Below are 17001 nucleotides of genomic sequence, written 5' to 3' on the forward strand. Positions count from 1 at the left end.
CGATATCGAGCGCCCTCGCAACGGATGCCCACGACGAGCCTACGGCCCCGACCGTCCTCGACGCAGCCGCCGAGCGATGGGTGCGGGTGCCCGGCGTCGACGGGTACGACGTGAGCGACGCAGGCGGGGTGCGCAGCCTCGACCGTTCGATCGAGACCGTGCGCGGACCGAGGCGTCTACGGGGCCGGGTGCTGCGGCCGTACGACGACGGGCACGGCTACCTCGCGGTGACGCTGTCCGGACGCATCGTCCGGGTGCACGCGCTCGTACTGACCGCGTTCGTTGGCCCGCGCCCGCCCGGCGCGCAGACCTGCCACGACAACGGGGTGAGGGCCGACAACCGGCTGCGCAACCTCGCGTGGTGCACCCCGACCGAGAACGTTGCTGATCAACTCCGGCACGGAACGCACGCGCACGCCCGCCGGACGGTCTGCCCTCGCGGCCACACGACGACCGACCGTCGCAACCTCGTCGCAGCACAGGCACGCAGGGGCCGCCGCTCGTGCCTCGCCTGCGACCGCGCACGATCTCGGGTCCGCTCGCTGCGCCGGGCAGGGGTTCCGTACGACCTCGCGGCCGTCGCCTCGACGTACCTCGCCGAGATCCTCGCGGTACCCGAGCCCGAGCGGGGTGCGGCGGCATGACCAGCACGCCAGGCCGGCCGGTCCGGCTGAGCGAGCCGAGCGAGCGGTTCGGCACCGTGTCGAGCGCGACGGCCCGGCAGGTGCACGCGGCCGGGCTCGGGCCACACGGGTTCGCCGTGTACGCCGCGTTAACGATGTTCGTCGACCCGCGCGACGGCGCCGCCACGGTCGACGACGTCGCGACGATCACCGGTCTAACGCGAGCCGAGGTTGAGGCTGCGGTCAGCGCAGGTGAGGCCGTGGGAATGTGGGATCACCCGGACCTCGCGCCCCTCGACGTGCCGCTCGACCCCTCCGGCGACGTGCTGTCGCTCGACCTGCCGCCGTCGCCGTACGACCTGCTGCCCGGCTTGCCGTGGCTACGGGCGCGTGAGCGACATCTACGTGCTGTCCCCGACCTCCCCACCGGTGGCACCTCGTGACGGCTGCCGAGGTGCCAGACGACGGCATGTTCGGGCAGGTGTCCGACGGGATGCTGCTCGCGATCGTCGAGGCAGGGCTCGGGGGCAGTGGGGTCGCCGTGTACGCCGCTCTCGCGCGCTACGCCGACCGACGCACCCGCGAGTGCGAGCCATCGATCGAGCGGCTCGTCGAGCGCACCGGCTGCTCGGACAAGACGGTCCGTCGAGTGCTACTCGCAGGTGAGCAGGCTGGGCTCTGGTCACTCAACCGGCGCCGCTACGCGAGCAAGGGCCCGCGCTCGACGATCTACAGGTTGCACGATCACCATCTCGCTCACCGGCGAGGCGCCGGGCTCAGCGACCGAGAGGCTCCGGTCATGGTGACCGGAGGGCACCGGTCACAGCAACCGGAGGGCTCCGGTCATGGTGACCGACAAACAGAGCACCTGAACACAGCACTTGAACAGAGCACCCAACCCCACAAAGCAGTCTCCGACGGGCGCACGGCACGCCGCGCGCCGGTAGCGGCCGAGGCGATCGAGGGCAAGCGGAACGACGCCGGACGGCTCGCCGAGGTCGAGGCTGCCGCTGTGCCCGTCTCACCTGCCGAGCGGGTCGGGACTACCCCGGGCCAGGACGAGGCGGGCGCCGTCGCCGAGGCTGCCGTCGCTGGCCGCAGATCGGGTCCCGTGCACCTGCACCCCCCGACGCCGCGCGAGTGCGGACTGCCGCGCCGCGAGCAGCAGGGCCGGGCGATGGCCCGGTTGCACAAGGGGCTCGCGGCGGCCGGGTATCGCCTGCTCGATCGGGACGCCGGGGACATGCCGGGCGCCGACTGGCGCGACCGGGGCGGGAGCGAACTCGCCCGGGTCATCGGTGCCGCGATCGACGATCACGGGCTACGCCGAGCGATCGAGGCGGCCGAGGTGTGGGCGAACGACCAGATCGAGAACGGCTCGCCGTGGATCGTGCCGGAGAACCGGGTGGCTGCGTCGTGACGGGCGTCGGTCCCTCGGCGGCACTGCCGGTCGAGGCTCGGTGTCAGTGCGTGGCAGCGCTGTCACTGGCCCGGTGGCAGTGGCAGCGGATGCGGCTGCCACGTGGCAGTGGTGGCACCGGTGAGTGGCACCGGACGTGGCACCGAGTGCGCGGCCCGACACGAGCCGAGGCGGGCGGGACATCACCACGCCCGCCCCGCGACCCGATCTCGTCCACCGGCTCCCCGGACCGGGACGGAACCGGCGACCACTGGCCCGGACCTGCCGGGCCGCACACCACGGAAGGAACTTCTCTGCGATGACCGACACCGCGACCGCCCTCGGCGGGGACGACCCCGACGCCCTCACCCACGCAGTTATCGAGCGCGAAGGCATCGGCGACCTGCCGATCGACGAGCAGATCGCGCATCTGCGCAACCGCGTCACGGACGCCCGCGCCGAGGTCGAGGCGCTCGCGCGGGCCGCGCACCGACTGACCGTGCAGCGCAACCACCGGCTCGCCGCGCCGAACCTGCGCGAGCACCGGCGGCCGTGATGCGGCTGCGCCGGCGACGCCCCCCCACCGACGACACGAGAGACGAGATCAGCATGGCGACCACCGAGGGCACCGACGTCGAGACCGAGATCAGCGAACTCGCCGACGCGCTGACCGCGATCGACGCCGAGCGGGCCGACGATCCGGTCGACCGGGCCGTCGACGTCGCCACGTGGCGGGCCCGCGAGGACAAGCGCACCGCCCGCGCCGCCGACCTCGCCGAGCGACTGCGACGCCGCCGCACGTTCGGGACCCTGCTCGACGACCCGCAGGCGTGGGACACCGTGCAGAACTACGGCGCGTCGGTGCGCGACGCCCGTACTGCCCTGGCCTACGTCACCGAGCACAGGGCGTTCCGGACCGGCCGGTCCGTACCGCCCTCCGAGTCCCGCACGCGCGCCCTCGGCCATCTCGGAACGTGGCTGCGCGGGCTGCGCACGCTGTCCCGGCTGCCCGACACTGGCGATGCGCACCGCTACCGGGCCGGCGAGGTCGAGGCGTGGCTGCGAACCCGGATCGCGGTCGCGGCGGCGATGCTCGACCGTGAGGGCGACCTGCCGGTGCCAGAGGGGCCCGACGGCGTGCTGCCGGGGCTCGGGTTGCGGGTCGGGGCACAGCGGGTCGAGGCGCACGACGGTGCGGAGGGAGTCGACCGGTGACCCGGCCGCCGGGGTGCTCGACACACGCCCTGTCCGGGGCCCCGGCGGTACCGTCGGGCCGTGCAGCCGCAGATCAGCCGGACCACGGCCACCCCGTCCGGGTCACGGACGACGCTGCGATCGACGACGGTCCGCGTCGACGCGCTCGGGGCGAACCGCTACCGGATCACCGGCGCGAGCGGGTCCGCCGTCGCGTCGTCGAGCAGCGGGATCGCGCGGGCTCTCGCGGGGGCGCTGAACGACCCGCACGCCGTCGAGGCGACTGCGCATGTACCCCCCGCTGCGGGCCGCTCACGGCCACGCAGAGCGGGCCGGGGGCGGGCACCGGGGCAGCGACGGCCGGACGTCCACCCGCCCGAGGCGTGGACGGTGTTACCGGGCGGAGGGTTGCTCTCGCCGGGCGGACGGGTCTACGCCGCTGACACAGCGCAGGCTCGCAAGATCAGGACGAGGCTCAGGTCACCCGAGCCGGAACGGGTCACCGTCGCTGCAACCGACGAGAACGCAACGGGAATGACCGTGGTGAGCACACACGACCCGGCGACCCGCCGCGTGGTCACCACCGATAGCGCCGCCACTCGGGCCATCTTTAACCGGTGGTCGGCGTGAGCACCGGAACCGCGAGAGGGCAGGCGCCTGATCCCGCCGAGATCGAGGCGACCCGGACATCGCTGCGGGCACTCTCCGAGGCGATCACGGCGGGCGAGGTCGACGCCGGGCCGCAGGAACGGGCGTACATCGCGGGGGCGCTCGACACCCTCGACCGGTTGACGAACGCCACCAGCAGAGTGTCGGGTGACGTTGACAAACAGTCAGTCGAGCGTTTAATGGGTAGTGACCGGTGACAAGAGGTCCAAGGGACCTCTCCCCCTCGGGGGTAGCCGGTCGCCCTACTTTCTATGGCCTACCGAACGGGTAGAACTCGCTCCGCAGCGTCGGCTCGACACAGTCCCACCACTCACACTTGCCAGACTCGCGGCGCCGCTGCACGGCCCACAGACCGTAGTCGGCGACCTGCAGCCCCCAAGAGGTTGCTCCGTCCCAGACGCACAAGACGATCTCGCGCCCAGGCGGCCCCTGGTCGCAGACGTCAGTCAGCGCCTCGCGAACGGTGTTCTTCCGCTTGTTTGTCTGCAACGTCGACGCGATGACGTGCAGAGTGTCGCCCGGCTCGCTGACCTGCGTTGCAATCTCCTTGAAGTGCAGGAACCACGCCAACTTGTAGACGTAGGACTGCCCCCGGGCCTTGACACGCGAGTAGAGCCGGTCCTTGGTCAGGAACGTCGTGTCGAAGCGCGGTGCCTGCTGCTGGACCAGACTGAACACCGACCCTCGCGTCTTCCAAGAGTCATCCTTGGCGTGGAACCCCTTGGGCAAGTTCAGACCAGACTGTTCCAGCTCGAACCGGAGTCTGAGGCCCGCCCAGATCGCGGCGCCGTGCTCGCCGACGAAGGTCGCCGTTCCGATGCCGAAGAACGCCGACGACCCCGGGCCACCGTCGAGTCCGAGGTCGCCGGTCTCGTCGGCATACATGTAGATCTCTGCCACCTGCTGCGAACCTTCCCGACCGAGCGACTGTGCTCCCACATCATCACTTCCCGCAGCCACCGCCCTGCCACTTTCTCGGGTCGCCCCACGAAAGATCGCGCCGACGGCCGAGCGACATGCGCCTAGTGGTCACAGAGAGTGCGAAGGGCGGCCCTGATGGGCGAGACCAGCGGTCGAGCGACACGACGACCTGATCGACACAGGGCACCCGCCCACAGTCCACGCCATACACAAATCGACCGTTTTATGTAACGTGAACCGGGTGCCGACCGACAGACCGGGCATGACCGCCCCGCGCACCCGCCGCCCCGCCCGCTCGACTGACGCGCCGCTGCGTGCCCTTGGGTACGTCCGGGTCAGCACCGACGGTCAGGTCGACTCGGGCGCCGGGCTCGACGCACAGCGGGCCGCCCTGACCGCCGAGGCCGCGCGGCAGGGGTTCGAGGTCGAGATCGTCACCGACGCCGGGCTGTCCGCCGCCACGCTGAACCGGCCCGCGCTGGCCGAAGCGCTCGACCGGCTCGACAGAGGCGAGGCAGACGTGCTGATCGCGAGCAAGCTCGACCGTGTGTCCCGGTCGGTGCGCGACTTCGCCGGGTTGCTCGACCGCGCACAGCGCAACGGGTGGCGGATCGTGCTGCTCGACCTCGGGGACACCTCGACCCCGGCCGGCGAGATGACCGCGAACATCATCGCGAGCGCGGCGCAATACGAGCGGCGCCTGATCGGGCAGCGCACCCGCGAGGGGCTCGCAGCCAAGCGGGCGCAGGGCGTCCGGCTCGGACGGCCCGGCGGCATCCCGGCCGACGTGCTGCGCCGGATCGTCGAGGCGCACGACGGCGGCGCGACCCTCGTCGCCATCGCGACCGCCCTCACCGCCGACGGCGTGCCAACCGCCCGGGGCGGGGCCCGCTGGTACCCGAGCACCGTCCGGGCCGCCCTCGGGTCGCAGGACGCGGCTGCCCTTCGCGCGAGCGCATGAGCGGGGTCGACCTGCGGGTGCGGTTCGAGTGGTCCCCGGCCGGGCCGGTGACCCTCGACGGCGCCGGGCACCTCGTGCTGCCTGACCTGCCGACCGCGCCGGGCATCTACAGGTGGACGCTCACCGGCCCTGACGGCGTGCAGCAGTACATCGGCGAGGGCGGCAGCCTGCGCGGGCGCCTGCGCGACTACCGGCGGCCGTCGAGCCTGCGCACCGCGAACCGGCTGCACGGCGTCATCGCAGCCCACCTCGCGGCAGGCGGGCGGGCGCACCTCGACGTGGCGACGACGGGCGAGGTCGAGCGGCCCGGCATCTCGGCACCGCTCGACCTCGCCCGCCGCACTGCCCGGCATCTCGCCGAGCACGCCGCGATCGCCGAGGCGTACCTCGACGGCACCCCCGTGCTGAACCGCGACACTGCGTAGCCGTCAGGCGAGCACGCCGCTCGCGGTGATCAGGTCAACCACGACCCGGCCGACGGTCGAGACTCCCGCGAGCGTCGAGATCGCGGTGACGAGCCGGGCGCCGGCCGATGCCCGCGCTTCCTCGTTGCCGCTGTCCGCCGCCTCACGGGCGTCCTGCACTGCGCTCTCGATCTCGGCGCGGTCCCGCAACCCGGGGTAGAGCGGCAGGATCTCGGCGATCGCGTCCGCCGCGATGCGCAGTCGCTCGGGGTCGTTCGTGATCTCGATCCGGTTCGACTGCGCGACGTCCCGGCCGGTCCCGACGACGTTCACGCCGTCGCGGGCGTTCACCGTCACCGTGGTCGTGTTCCCGGTCGGACCGCGTTGTGCGGCGAGGAACGCCGCCATGTCGCCGTTGTGGGTCTCGACGCACTCGAACGCGGGCGGCAGCAGGTCGATCCACACGGGCATCGACGACTCGTTCACTTCCAATCCCTTGACAAGGCCAGCCTGCGCGGCGCGCTTGTAGGCACGGCCGAGCATCTGCTCGTCCAGCGGCTCGCCGTCGATCTCGGGGACCTCGTCGAGGAACCGCTCGGGCGGCCGGACCGAGTCGTGGTCGTCGGCGTTCGCGACGAGCCACGGCAGGAACCGCGAGAGAACCTTGTTCGTATCCATGATCTTGCACCTCATCCCGGACGAGCATGGGGGTCCCGGCCGCCGGGGCGAGGGGGAGCGCTCGCCTGTGACCAGCGACGGGCGTGCTCGTCACACCGACGAGTATCCGAGTACACCCCCCACCAAGGGGGGTGAAGCGGGGCAGATGCGACCAGTGGTCGGAAACCGTCGCCGAGCCGACCATGCGTTCGACGATCGAGGTAGCCCGCTGCCGCCGGACGGCGCAAGGCCCGGCAGTCGACATGTCCTGTGTCGGGGGGTGTCTCGGGCCGCTCGTGCGCAGCGATGCCGCCGCGAGCCTCGAATCGGCCGCCATGCACGTGATCCCGGCCGATCCGACGCCCACGACGGGTGATCATGGCCCAACTAGCCTCGGGAACCGTCGCCGCGCCTGCGCTGACCTGCGTAGATGCGGTGTTACGCGGGCGGAAGGCGGGGCGGATCACGCGAGTGCGCTGATGAATCGCCGCAGGTCAGCGCGTTACGGTTCCGATCTACCGAGGCGCTCAGGTGAGCGGGCGATCCGAGCGAGTGCGCCCCTGATCCGGGGGCATGTTCAACATGAGCGACTCGCTGACCTGCGACTGTGCAGCCCTCTGCATGCGGCCGGATCACCCGAGGGCGCCCCCCGTGGCGGGGGGCATCAGCGTCCCGGCCACGGGCTCGCCACGCGCGACCGGGACGGCGGGCAGTTGCTACGCCTGCCCGATCGAACGGTGCCACGCCTCGTGCGTGGACAACGCCCACCGGGGCGTGAGCGCACCGCACAGCGGGCACACCTCGATCCGCAGGGCGGCGAGCAGTCGCCGAGCGAGCCGGGGTGACGGCGGCCGGGTCACCTCGGGCACCGGCAGGGCGTCATGGACCACGTGCGCCGGGACGCCGCGCCCGGTCCCGCGAGCCCTGTCACCGCGTCGATCCGGGCTCCGGCAGCCTCACCGTTCGGGTGGCACATCGGCGGTGACGTCCACGTGCCGTGGATCGGGTGTGGCTCGGTGTAGGCGGTGTGCGCCGGACCGGGGCCGGTCGTCTCGTCGGTCACCGCCAGCCGTGCGGGGCGCTGTTCGAGGTCGGGTATGTGATGTCTCAATGGGGTCTCCGTTAAGACCACACTGCTCAACGCGCTGCTCGGCGCGGTCGACCCGGGTGAACGCATGATCACGGTGGAGGACGCCGAGGAGCTCCGACCCCGCCACCCGCACGTGGTGCGGCTCGTCGCGCGCCCGCCGAACATCGAGGGAACCGGCGGGGTGCCGCTGGGCGAGCTCGTCCGGCAGGCGTTGCGGATGCGCCCCGACCGGCTCGTGGTCGGCGAAGTGAGGGGTGCAGAGGTCGGGGACCTGCTGAGCGCGCTCAACACCGGCCACGACGGGGGTGCCTGCACCGTGCACGCGAACTCGGTGCGGGAGATCCCGGCGCGGATGCGGGCACTGGCCGGGCTCGGTGGGATGTCGCCCACGGCCCTCGACGGTCAGCTCACCGCAGCCGTCCAGGTGATCCTGCACATGCGCCGGCATCCGGGCGCCGGACGGGTGCTCGACGAGATCGGCGTGCTCCATGACGACGGCGGGCCGCAGGTCTGCGCGGCGTGGACGAGGTCCGGCGGGGCGGGGCCCGGCGCCGCCCGGTTGCGGGCCCTGCTGCAGGAACGCGGGGCGTGGGTGTCGTGCACGCCGTCCTGAGCGCGCCGGCCCCGTCCGGCGGAGCCGCCCCGGTGCTGCTCCTGCTGGCCTGTGCCGTGACGGGGCTCCCGGGGCCCGGCGCCGGGCGCCGGTTGCGGGGGCTGGGCCCCGGCCGCACCCGGCGAGCCCGCGCCCCGTTGCCACCGGTCGCCTGCGGGTACGTGCTCGTGGCGCTCGCCGGGGCGTTCCTGCTCGGTCCGGCCGGGGCGGCCTGCGCGACCGGCGCGGCCTGGTTCGGCCGGCGGCGGTGGGCGGCCCGCCGCCGCGCCGACCGGGCGGTCGCGGCGGCCGGCGAACTGGCCGACGCCCTGGCCCGGATCGCGGACGAGATCCGGACCGGTGCCCACCCGGCCGCAGCGCTCGCCGGGTGCGAGCACGACGGGCCGCTCGCCCGGTCCGTGCTGCGCCCCGCCGCTGTCGCCGCCCGGATCGGCGAGCGGGTCCCTGATGCGCTGCGCCGGGCCGCGTCCGGGCCTGCGAGCCGCGACGTCGAACGGATCGCGGCGGCCTGGGAGCTCGCCGACCGGCACGGCGCACCGCTCGCCGGGTTGCTCACCCATCTCCTCGGCGACCTGCGGTGGCGGATCGCGCACGGCTCCCGGGTACGGGCACAGCTGGCCGGACCGCGAGCCACCGCGACGGTCCTCACCGCGTTACCGCTCGCCGGGGCCGGCCTGGGCCAGCTGATGGGGATCGCTCCGCTGACCGTGCTCCGCACCGGATGGCACGGGCCGGCCCTGCTGGTTCTGGGGGTGCTGCTCACGATCTCCGGCGCCGCCTGGTCGGACCGGATCCTGCGTGCGGCGGTGCCGTCGTGATCGCGGTGCCGTCGTGATCGCGGTGGCGCTCGGGTTGGCGGTCGCAGCTCTGCTGGCGGACGGGGCCCGCCCGGCCGCCGGACGATTGCGCGCCGCCCGGGACCCGGTGCCCGCCATGCCGCGGTCACCGGCCCGACCGGGGGTGCTCGCGGTGCTGGTGCCCGCCGGCGCCGTGCTGGGCTGGGCCCTCGGCGGGGCCGCCGCCGCAGTGCTCGTCGGTGCCGCGGTGGGGATCGCACTGCTGGTGGCACTGCGGCGGGCACCGGCCACCGGAACCGCCGCGGCGGACCCGGCGGGCCTGGCTGCCGCCTGGGATCTGCTCGCCACCTGCCTGGCCGCCGGCCTGACCGTCCCCGATGCGGTCGGCGCCGCGGCCCGGCGGCTCACCGGGCCACCCGGTTCGGCGCTGCGCCGGGTCGCGGGGCTGCTCGCACTCGGCGCCCCCGCGGAGGAGGCGTGGGCGGCCGCGCAGCGCTGCCCCGAGCTCGCCGGGTTCGCCCGCACCGCGGCACGTTCGGCGCACACCGGGGCCGCACTCGGCAGGGCCGCGTCCGCGGAGGCCGGCCGACTGCGGACGGCGCTGACCGACCTGGCCGAGGAGCACGCACAGCGTGCCGCGGTCCGGATCACCGCCCCGCTGGGGCTCTGCTTCCTGCCCGCCTTCCTGGTCCTCGGCATCGTGCCGGTCGTGATCGGGCTGGCCGGGGAGGTGATCGCCCGGTGGTGACCCACCGGGCGGCGACCGGGCCCGCACGCCGCGGGTCCCCGACGAAGGAGAGACCGATGACGACCCGCTCCACACTGCGCTTCCGGTTGACCGCGCTCGTCCGCGACGACGACGGTATGAGCACCGTCGAGTACGCGGTGGGCACGGTCGCGGCGGCCGCGTTCGCCGCGCTGCTCTACGCGGTCGTCAGCGGTGGCGACGTGCTGACCGCATTGACCGGGATCGTGGAACGTGCGCTGTCGACGACGTTCTGACCCGCACGGTGATGCCGGTGCGGTCACCGTGGAGGCGGCGCTGGCACTCGGGACCCTGGTACTCGTGACGGCAGCCGCGGTGTCCGCCGTGGCGGCCGTCGGGGCCGGTGTCCGCTGCGCCGACGCGGCCCGGGAGCTGGCCCGCCAGGCCGCCCGGGGTGCCACCGAGCGCGGCCTGGCCGCCGTCGCCGTGCTGGCACCGGCCGGCGCGGACGCCGAGTTGCGGACCGACGGGGACGCCGTGGTGGCCGTGGTGCGGGCCCGTCCGGTGCCGCTGCTGCCGGTCACCGTCGGCGCGACCGCGACCGCCGTGCTGGAACCGGGTGCCGGGGTGTCCGGACCCGTCGCACCGGCCGGGGACACGGCGCCCGCCCCGGGGTCCTCCGCAGCACCGGTGGCCGACACCCCCGGTCCTCCCACCCGCGGCACCCCGGGCCGGGACCGTCGACGCGGGAGCGCCGCCCGGCGTCCGGCCCGCCGAGCCGGTGGAGCCACGGTGACCGGGCGGGCCGGGGCCCTGGGCCTCCGCCGGACCGGCACCGCTGCCCCCACCGGCGGACGGCACCTCGGGCGGATCGGACGCACCGGGCTCCCACCGTGGCTCCAGCACCCTCAGCGGCACCGGCCGTGTCGGTGGCGCCGACAGTCGGCGCATGCCGTGGGCGCCGGGTTCCGGCTCGCCGTGGGCCGACGAGCGCGGACGTTCGTGCGTGACGACCGCGGGATCGCCTCCGTCTGGGCGGCGACCGCCGCCGCCGCGTTGCTGCTGACCGCGGCCGTGTGCATCGACGTCGGTGCGGCGATCCGGGCCCGGCAGGTGGCGGCGGCCGCGGCGGACCTCTCCGCGCTGGCCGCGGCCGGCCGGTCGGTCGGCGGTGTGGAGGACGCCTGCCGGGCGGCCGCAGATCTCGCGGCACGCAACGGTGCGGAGCTCACCGGTTGCCGCCTCGACGGATGGGACGCCCTGGTCGAGACCCGGGTCGCTCGGGCCGGGTTGCTCCCGACGCGAGGCCCGGCGACCGCCCGGGCACGGGCCGGACCGGCGCCACTCGACGGCCCTGGAACGACGGGGCGACCGCGATGACGACGTCGTTTCGCGTGACCACCGTCTCGGTGAACGGTCCACCGCTCCGGATGAACGGGCAGGTAACAGCAGAGCACGGCCCTGTCACGCCCGGTCACGGCGAACGTGCGGCTCGGGGGTCGTTTCGTCGTCGCGCTCTGACCGATCACCGACGTCGCACGGCCCGGGTCTGGTCACGGATCCCGCTCTCGGGCCTACTGGGGGTGGTCGCGGGGCCGGGCAGGGTCCGGTCCGCCCCCGGCACACCGGCCTCGCTCCCCAGACCGCGACGGAGTCAGAGGGCGTCACGCGCCCCCGCCCGACCCCGTCGCCGGTGGGTGCCACCGGCCCGCTCACGCCCCCGACGGGCGGGCCGGTGGCGCTCCGACCACCATCGGTCAGCGGCGGCCGGTTCCGGGGGTCCGCGTCCCGTCCGGGGCGACGCGCCCGTGGGCCGGCCCGGACCGGACGCCGTCGCCGGCCAGTGCGGCGAGTACCAGGTCCAGGACCTGCACCGCACCGGCCTTGTCGAGCGGGTTGTTGCCGTTGCCGCACTTCGGCGACTGCACGCACGACGGGCACCCGGTGCGGCACTCGCAGTCGGCCACCGCCGCGCGGGTCGCGGTGAGCCAGCGGGCGAGCACCGCGTGTCCGCGCTCGGCGAGCCCGGCGCCGCCCGGGTGGCCGTCGTGCACGAACACGGTGGGCAGCCCGGTGTCGGGGTGCAGGGCCGTCGAGAGCCCCCCGATGTCCCAGCGGTCGCAGATCGCGAACAGCGGGAGCAGGCCGATCGCGGCGTGTTCGGCGGCGTGCAGTGCACCCGGCAGCCGGGCGTCGTCGATCCCGGCCGACGCCAGCGCCTCCGGGTCGACGGTGTACCAGACCGATCGGGTGTCCAGACTCTGCGGTGGCAGGTCGAGCGGGGTCCGGTCGAGGACCGTCCCGTCCGCGGTACGCCGCCGGTAGGCCACCACCTGACTGGTCACCGTCGTCTCACCGAAGCAGACCTGCACCGGCCCGGACCGGCGCGCCGAATGTGTCGCCAGCACCGTCACGTCGGAGACCGACTGCGGCTCGGTCCGCCAGTCCGGGTCCTCCGGGTGCACGAGCGCGATGCTGCTCTCCAGATCCAGCTCGTCGACCACGAAGCTCTCCCCGCGGTGCAGGTACACCGCGCCCGGGTACACGGTCGCGGGCGCGGAGCTGCCGTCGACCGTGCCCAGCATCCGGCCGGTCGCCGCCTCCACCACCGCGACCTGGCCGAGCCCGGAGCCGCGGATGTCGACCTGGGCGGCCGGGGCGGCGCCGGTGTCGGGCCAGAACCAGCCGTGCGGGCGACGGCGCAGCACCCCTTCCGCCACCAGGGCGTCCAGCACCTCGACGGCGGGCGCGCCGCCGAAGACCTCGTCGACGTCCGCCGTCGTCAGCGGCATCTCGGCGGCGGCGCACACCAGCTGCGGGGCCAGGACGTAGGGGTTCACCGGATTGAGCACGCAGCTCTCGACGGGGGCGCCGAGCAGTGTCTGCGGATGGTGCACCAGGTAGGTGTCGAGGGGGTCGTCGCGGGCGACCAGCACGACGAGTGCCTCGTCGGCGGCGCGACCGGCGCGACCGGCCTGCTGCCAGAACGACGCGCGCGTCCCCGGGAACCCGGCGAGCACGACCGCATCCAGACCGGAGATGTCGACGCCGAGTTCCAGGGCGTTGGTCGTGGCCACCCCGAGCAGCTCACCGGACATCAGCGCCGCCTCCAGCGCACGTCGCTCCTCGGGCAGGTATCCGCCCCGGTAGGCGGCGATCCGTCCGGCCAGCTCCGGAGCGACCTCGGCGACCTGTCGCCGGGCACCCAGCGCGGTCAGTTCGGCCGCCCGGCGCGACCGGACGAAGGCCAGCGTCCGGGCCTCCTCCAGCACCAGGTCGCCGAGCATCCGGGCGGCCTCGGCGCCGGCCGGACGGCGGACCGGGGCACCGTTGTCGCCGGTGATCTCGGTGAGCAGCGGCGGCTCCCAGAACGCGACGGTCCGGCCGGCGTGCGGGGAGCCGTCCTCGTTGACGGCGACGACGTCCCGGCCGGTGAGCCGGGACCCGAACTCCGCCGGCGCGGCCACGGTCGCCGACGCCAGCACGATCGTCGGCCGGGCCCCGTACCGGGCGGCGAGCCGCAGCAACCTGCGCAGCAGCAGCGCCACGTGCGAGCCGAACACGCCCCGGTAGGTGTGGCACTCGTCGACCACCACATAGCTCAGCCGGCGGAGGAAGTTCGACCATCTGCGGTGCCGGGGCAGCAGCGAACGGTGCACCATGTCCGGGTTGGAGAAGACCCAGCGGCAGTGCCGGCGGATCCAGTCGCGTTCCTCCATCGGGGTGTCCCCGTCGAACGATGCCGGCCGCACGCCGTCCGGTACGAGGCCGTCGAGCGACCGCAGCTGGTCGGCCGCCAACGCCTTCGTCGGTGCCAGGTACAGCGCGGTGGCCCGCTGGTCCTCGATCAGACCGGTGAGCACGGGGAGCTGGTAGACCATCGACTTACCCGACGCGGTGCCGGTCGCGACGACGACGTCCGTGCCCGCCCGGACCAGCTCCGCTCCCGCCGCCTGGTGCGACCACGGCCGGTCCACACCGCGCGCGGACCAGGCCCGGCGCAGGCTCTCCGGTGCCCAGCCGGGCCACTCGGTGCTGCGGCCCGGCCGGGCGGGGGCGCGGAACACGTGGCGCAACGGGTCCGCCCCGTCCGTCCCGTCGGCCCCGGGGCCCGCCGGCCCGTCGCTCACCGGCCCGCTGTCCGTCGACCCACCGCCCACCGGCCGGGGGTCCGCGGGCTCGGCGCGCCCTGGATCCACCCCGGAGCCGGCCAGCACCCGCCGCAGCAGTTCGACCCCGCGGCGGGAGCCGTCCGCACGCTCCCCGCTCGCCTCCACGACCGGCCAGGCTGGCACATCCGTTCGAAACCCGGCGGGCCGGGCCCCGATCTCGCCGCGAAGCCCGGGCCGGACCGACCCGCGCTCGTAGATGTCGTTGCACCGCTTGCGATCTGCAGGTTCCCCGATTGCGTCACGTTCCGTGTGGGATTGATCACTTCGAGCAGATCGTTATTCGTTGTGACGCCTCTCCCACTGAGCGATCGGACACACTTCTACACTGCACCAGCCCGGCCGGCGACGAACGTCGCCCGGGCCCAGTCGACGCCAGCGACGCCGTCGTCGGCGGGACCGGCGCGCTCACCCGCGCGCCGGGTCCGTCGTCACGGCCGACCTGGTCGGATCTTGCTGAACCAGGAGGACGGATGTCCGAGTCCACCCTCGCCCAGGGCCTCGAGCTCGGTGCGGGAGACCTCACCCTCGTCGGTGTGGTCGCGGTGGTCGCCCTCGTCGCCCTGGCCGTCGGCGGTCTGCTGCTCAGGGAGGTCCTCGCCCACGGCGAGGGCACCCCGAAGATGCAGGAGATCGGCCGAGCGGTCCAGGAAGGCGCCGCGGCGTACCTCAACCGCCAGTTCCGCACCCTTGCGGTGTTCGCCGCCATCGTGTTCGTGCTGCTCTTCGCGCTCCCCGCCGAGGACCTCGGCGAACGCATCGGCCGCTCGATCTTCTTCGTGGTCGGCGCGGTCTTCTCCGCGATCATCGGTTATCTGGGCATGTGGCTGGCCACGCGCGCGAACATCCGCGTCGCGGCCGCGGCACGCGAGGAGAACGGCCGGGACAAGGCGACCCGGATCGCGTTCCGCACCGGCGGCGTCGTCGGCATGTTCACGGTCGGCCTCGGCCTGTTCGGTGCCGCGATCGTCGTGATGGTCTACGCCGGCCAGGCCCCGCGCGTGCTGGAGGGCTTCGGTTTCGGCGCCGCACTGCTCGCGATGTTCATGCGGGTCGGCGGCGGCATCTTCACCAAGGCCGCCGACGTCGGTGCCGACCTCGTCGGCAAGGTCGAGCAGGGCATCCCCGAGGACGACCCGCGCAACGCCGCCACGATCGCCGACAACGTCGGCGACAACGTCGGCGACTGCGCCGGCATGGCGGCCGACCTGTTCGAGTCCTACGCCGTGACGCTGGTCGCCGCCCTGATCCTGGGTACCGCGGCGTTCGGACTGCAGGGCCTGCTCTTCCCGCTGATCGTCCCGGCCATCGGTGTCATCACCGCGATCCTGGGCGTCTACCTGACCAAGGCCAGGCAGGGCGAGAACACGCTGCGCGCCATTAACCGCGCGTTCTACCTGTCGGCGCTGTTCGCGGGCGCGCTGTCGATCATCGCGGCGTACGTCTACCTGCCGTCGACCTTCGACGGCCTGACCAACCCGACCGACAGCGAGGTCGCCGGTCTGGTCGGCGACCCGCGCCTGATCGCGTCGGTCGCCGTCGTCATCGGCATCGTGCTCGCCGCGGTCATCCTCAAGCTGACCGGCTACTACACCGGCACCGAGGACCGTCCGGTCAAGGACGTCGGGGAGTCGTCGCTCACCGGCCCGGCGACGGTGATCCTGTCCGGCATCTCGATCGGATTCGAGTCCGCCGTCTACACCGCGCTCGTCATCGGCGCCGCCGTCTACGGCGCGTTCCTGCTCTCCGGATCGATCGTCGTCTCGCTGTTCGCGGTCGCGCTGGCCGGCACCGGCCTGCTGACCACGGTCGGCGTCATCGTCGCGATGGACACCTTCGGCCCGGTCTCGGACAACGCGCAGGGCATCGCCGAGATGTCCGGCGACGTCGAGGGTGACGGTGTCGACATCCTCACCGAGCTCGACGCGGTCGGCAACACCACCAAGGCGATCACCAAGGGCATTGCGATCGCGACGGCGGTACTGGCCGCGACAGCGCTGTTCGGCTCCTACCGGGACGCCATCAACAAGGCGCTCGGCCAGGCGGGGGTCGCCCTGGAGGATGCCGGCACCGCGTTCATCTACGAGGTGTTCAGCCCGAACACCCTGGTCGGCGTCATGATCGGCGCCGCGGTGGTGTTCATGTTCTCCGGCCTGGCGGTCAACGCCGTCACCCGGGCCGCGGGCGCGGTCGTCTACGAGGTGCGCCGTCAGTTCAAGACCCGGCCCGGGATCATGGACGGCACCGAGCGGCCCGAGTACGGCCGCGTCGTGGACATCTGCACCCGGGACTCGCTGCGCGAGCTGGCCACCCCCGGCCTGCTGGCGATCCTCGCGCCGATCGCGGTCGGGTTCGGCCTCGGCGTCGGCCCGCTGGCCGGCTACCTGGCCGGCGCGATCGCCTCCGGCGTGCTGATGGCGATCTTCCTGGCCAACTCGGGCGGCGCCTGGGACAACGCCAAGAAGCTCGTCGAGGACGGCAACCACGGCGGCAAGGGCTCCCCGGCGCACGAGGCCACCGTCATCGGTGACACCGTCGGTGACCCCTTCAAGGACACCGCCGGCCCGGCCATCAACCCGCTGATCAAGGTCATGAACCTGGTCGCGGTGCTGATCGCCCCGGCGGTCGTCGTGCTCTCGACGCCGGACGCCAACCCGGCGATCCGGATCCTCATCGCGGTGGCCGCGGTGGCCATCATCGCGGCGGCGATCGTGGTGTCCAAGCGTCGCACGTCGGCGATCACCGACACCCCCGCCGAGAGCGCGGTCGGATAGCGACGACCTCCCGTAGGCACGCGG

The 17001-nt window shown here is 73.7% G+C and carries 17 protein-coding genes and 1 pseudogene; 14 read left to right on the top strand and 4 right to left on the bottom strand.

Annotated elements, in window-relative coordinates:
- The first annotated feature begins 80 nt into the window (after positions 1–80).
- The 6 genes from AB0J24_RS11510 (at position 81) to AB0J24_RS11535 (ending at position 4082) form a co-directional block, all read left to right on the top strand.
- A complete protein-coding gene (locus AB0J24_RS11510; protein ID WP_358679128.1) occupies positions 81–644 on the top strand; it encodes an NUMOD4 motif-containing HNH endonuclease in 564 nt (187 codons plus the stop codon).
- Positions 641–1066 (top strand): hypothetical protein, encoded by a 426-nt coding sequence (locus AB0J24_RS11515; RefSeq protein WP_358679130.1) that lies wholly within the window; start codon positions 641–643, stop codon positions 1064–1066. Before AB0J24_RS11510 ends, AB0J24_RS11515 begins: the two co-directional genes overlap by 4 nt.
- Positions 1063–2043, top strand: a complete 981-nt coding sequence (locus tag AB0J24_RS11520) for a helix-turn-helix domain-containing protein (RefSeq protein ID WP_358679133.1) — start codon at positions 1063–1065, stop codon at positions 2041–2043. Before AB0J24_RS11515 ends, AB0J24_RS11520 begins: the two co-directional genes overlap by 4 nt.
- Positions 2044–2341: 298 nt before the next feature.
- Positions 2342–2578 carry a hypothetical protein gene (locus tag AB0J24_RS11525; protein ID WP_358679136.1) on the top strand — a complete coding sequence of 79 codons (237 nt, stop codon included), beginning with the start codon at positions 2342–2344 and terminating at the stop codon, positions 2576–2578.
- A gap of 53 nt (positions 2579–2631) precedes the next feature.
- Positions 2632–3237, top strand: coding sequence for a hypothetical protein (locus AB0J24_RS11530; protein WP_358679139.1), 606 nt, complete (start codon positions 2632–2634; stop codon positions 3235–3237).
- Positions 3238–3833: 596 nt separating this feature from the next.
- Positions 3834–4082 carry a hypothetical protein gene (locus AB0J24_RS11535; protein ID WP_358679142.1) on the top strand — a complete coding sequence of 83 codons (249 nt, stop codon included), beginning with the start codon at positions 3834–3836 and terminating at the stop codon, positions 4080–4082.
- A gap of 52 nt (positions 4083–4134) precedes the next feature.
- Here AB0J24_RS11535 and AB0J24_RS11540 read toward each other — a convergent pair whose 3' ends face one another.
- Positions 4135–4785: a DUF3800 domain-containing protein gene (locus AB0J24_RS11540; protein ID WP_358679144.1), complete on the bottom strand. Its 651-nt coding sequence runs from the start codon at positions 4783–4785 to the stop codon at positions 4135–4137.
- Positions 4786–5068: 283 nt separating this feature from the next.
- Between AB0J24_RS11540 and AB0J24_RS11545 the strand changes: the two genes are divergently transcribed.
- Together AB0J24_RS11545 and AB0J24_RS11550 are read left to right on the top strand one after the other, a co-directional pair.
- Positions 5069–5767, top strand: coding sequence for a recombinase family protein (locus AB0J24_RS11545; protein ID WP_358679147.1), 699 nt, complete (start codon positions 5069–5071; stop codon positions 5765–5767).
- Positions 5764–6192, top strand: a complete 429-nt coding sequence (locus tag AB0J24_RS11550) for a hypothetical protein (protein ID WP_358679150.1) — start codon at positions 5764–5766, stop codon at positions 6190–6192. Before AB0J24_RS11545 ends, AB0J24_RS11550 begins: the two co-directional genes overlap by 4 nt.
- A 3-nt stretch (positions 6193–6195) precedes the next feature.
- Here the strand turns inward: AB0J24_RS11550 and AB0J24_RS11555 are convergent, their stop codons facing one another.
- Positions 6196–6849, bottom strand: a complete 654-nt coding sequence (locus tag AB0J24_RS11555; protein WP_358679153.1) for a hypothetical protein — start codon at positions 6847–6849, stop codon at positions 6196–6198.
- A gap of 695 nt (positions 6850–7544) precedes the next feature.
- Complete coding sequence (locus AB0J24_RS11560) at positions 7545–7697, bottom strand: hypothetical protein (RefSeq protein WP_358679156.1); 153 nt, start codon at positions 7695–7697, stop codon at positions 7545–7547.
- 255 nt (positions 7698–7952) lie between these two features.
- Here AB0J24_RS11560 and AB0J24_RS11565 point away from each other — a divergent pair.
- The 5 genes and pseudogenes from AB0J24_RS11565 to AB0J24_RS11585 form a co-directional block, all read left to right on the top strand.
- A pseudogene (locus AB0J24_RS11565) lies at positions 7953–8531 on the top strand (ATPase, T2SS/T4P/T4SS family); the annotation flags it as partial.
- Positions 8507–9349, top strand: coding sequence for a type II secretion system protein (locus AB0J24_RS11570; protein WP_358679159.1), 843 nt, complete (start codon positions 8507–8509; stop codon positions 9347–9349). The pseudogene AB0J24_RS11565 and the gene AB0J24_RS11570, both read left to right, overlap by 25 nt.
- Positions 9350–9362: 13 nt before the next feature.
- Complete coding sequence (locus AB0J24_RS11575) at positions 9363–10076, top strand: type II secretion system F family protein (protein WP_358679161.1); 714 nt, start codon at positions 9363–9365, stop codon at positions 10074–10076.
- Between the two features lie 56 nt (positions 10077–10132).
- Positions 10133–10330 (top strand): DUF4244 domain-containing protein, encoded by a 198-nt coding sequence (locus AB0J24_RS11580; protein WP_358679164.1) that lies wholly within the window; start codon positions 10133–10135, stop codon positions 10328–10330.
- Positions 10331–10358: 28 nt separating this feature from the next.
- Entirely contained in the window at positions 10359–11414 is a 1056-nt protein-coding gene (locus AB0J24_RS11585) for an Rv3654c family TadE-like protein (RefSeq protein ID WP_358679167.1), read from the top strand.
- 377 nt (positions 11415–11791) lie between these two features.
- On the opposite strand, the gene AB0J24_RS11590 is transcribed toward AB0J24_RS11585, so the two are convergent.
- Entirely contained in the window at positions 11792–14164 is a 2373-nt protein-coding gene (locus AB0J24_RS11590) for a DEAD/DEAH box helicase (protein WP_358679413.1), read from the bottom strand.
- Positions 14165–14676: 512 nt separating this feature from the next.
- Here AB0J24_RS11590 and AB0J24_RS11595 point away from each other — a divergent pair.
- Positions 14677–16977, top strand: coding sequence for a sodium-translocating pyrophosphatase (locus AB0J24_RS11595; protein WP_358679170.1), 2301 nt, complete (start codon positions 14677–14679; stop codon positions 16975–16977).
- Positions 16978–17001 lie beyond the last annotated feature (24 nt).

Origin of the sequence: Pseudonocardia sp. NPDC049635 (assembly GCF_040659795.1) — a bacterium.
Lineage (GTDB): Bacteria > Actinomycetota > Actinomycetes > Mycobacteriales > Pseudonocardiaceae > Pseudonocardia.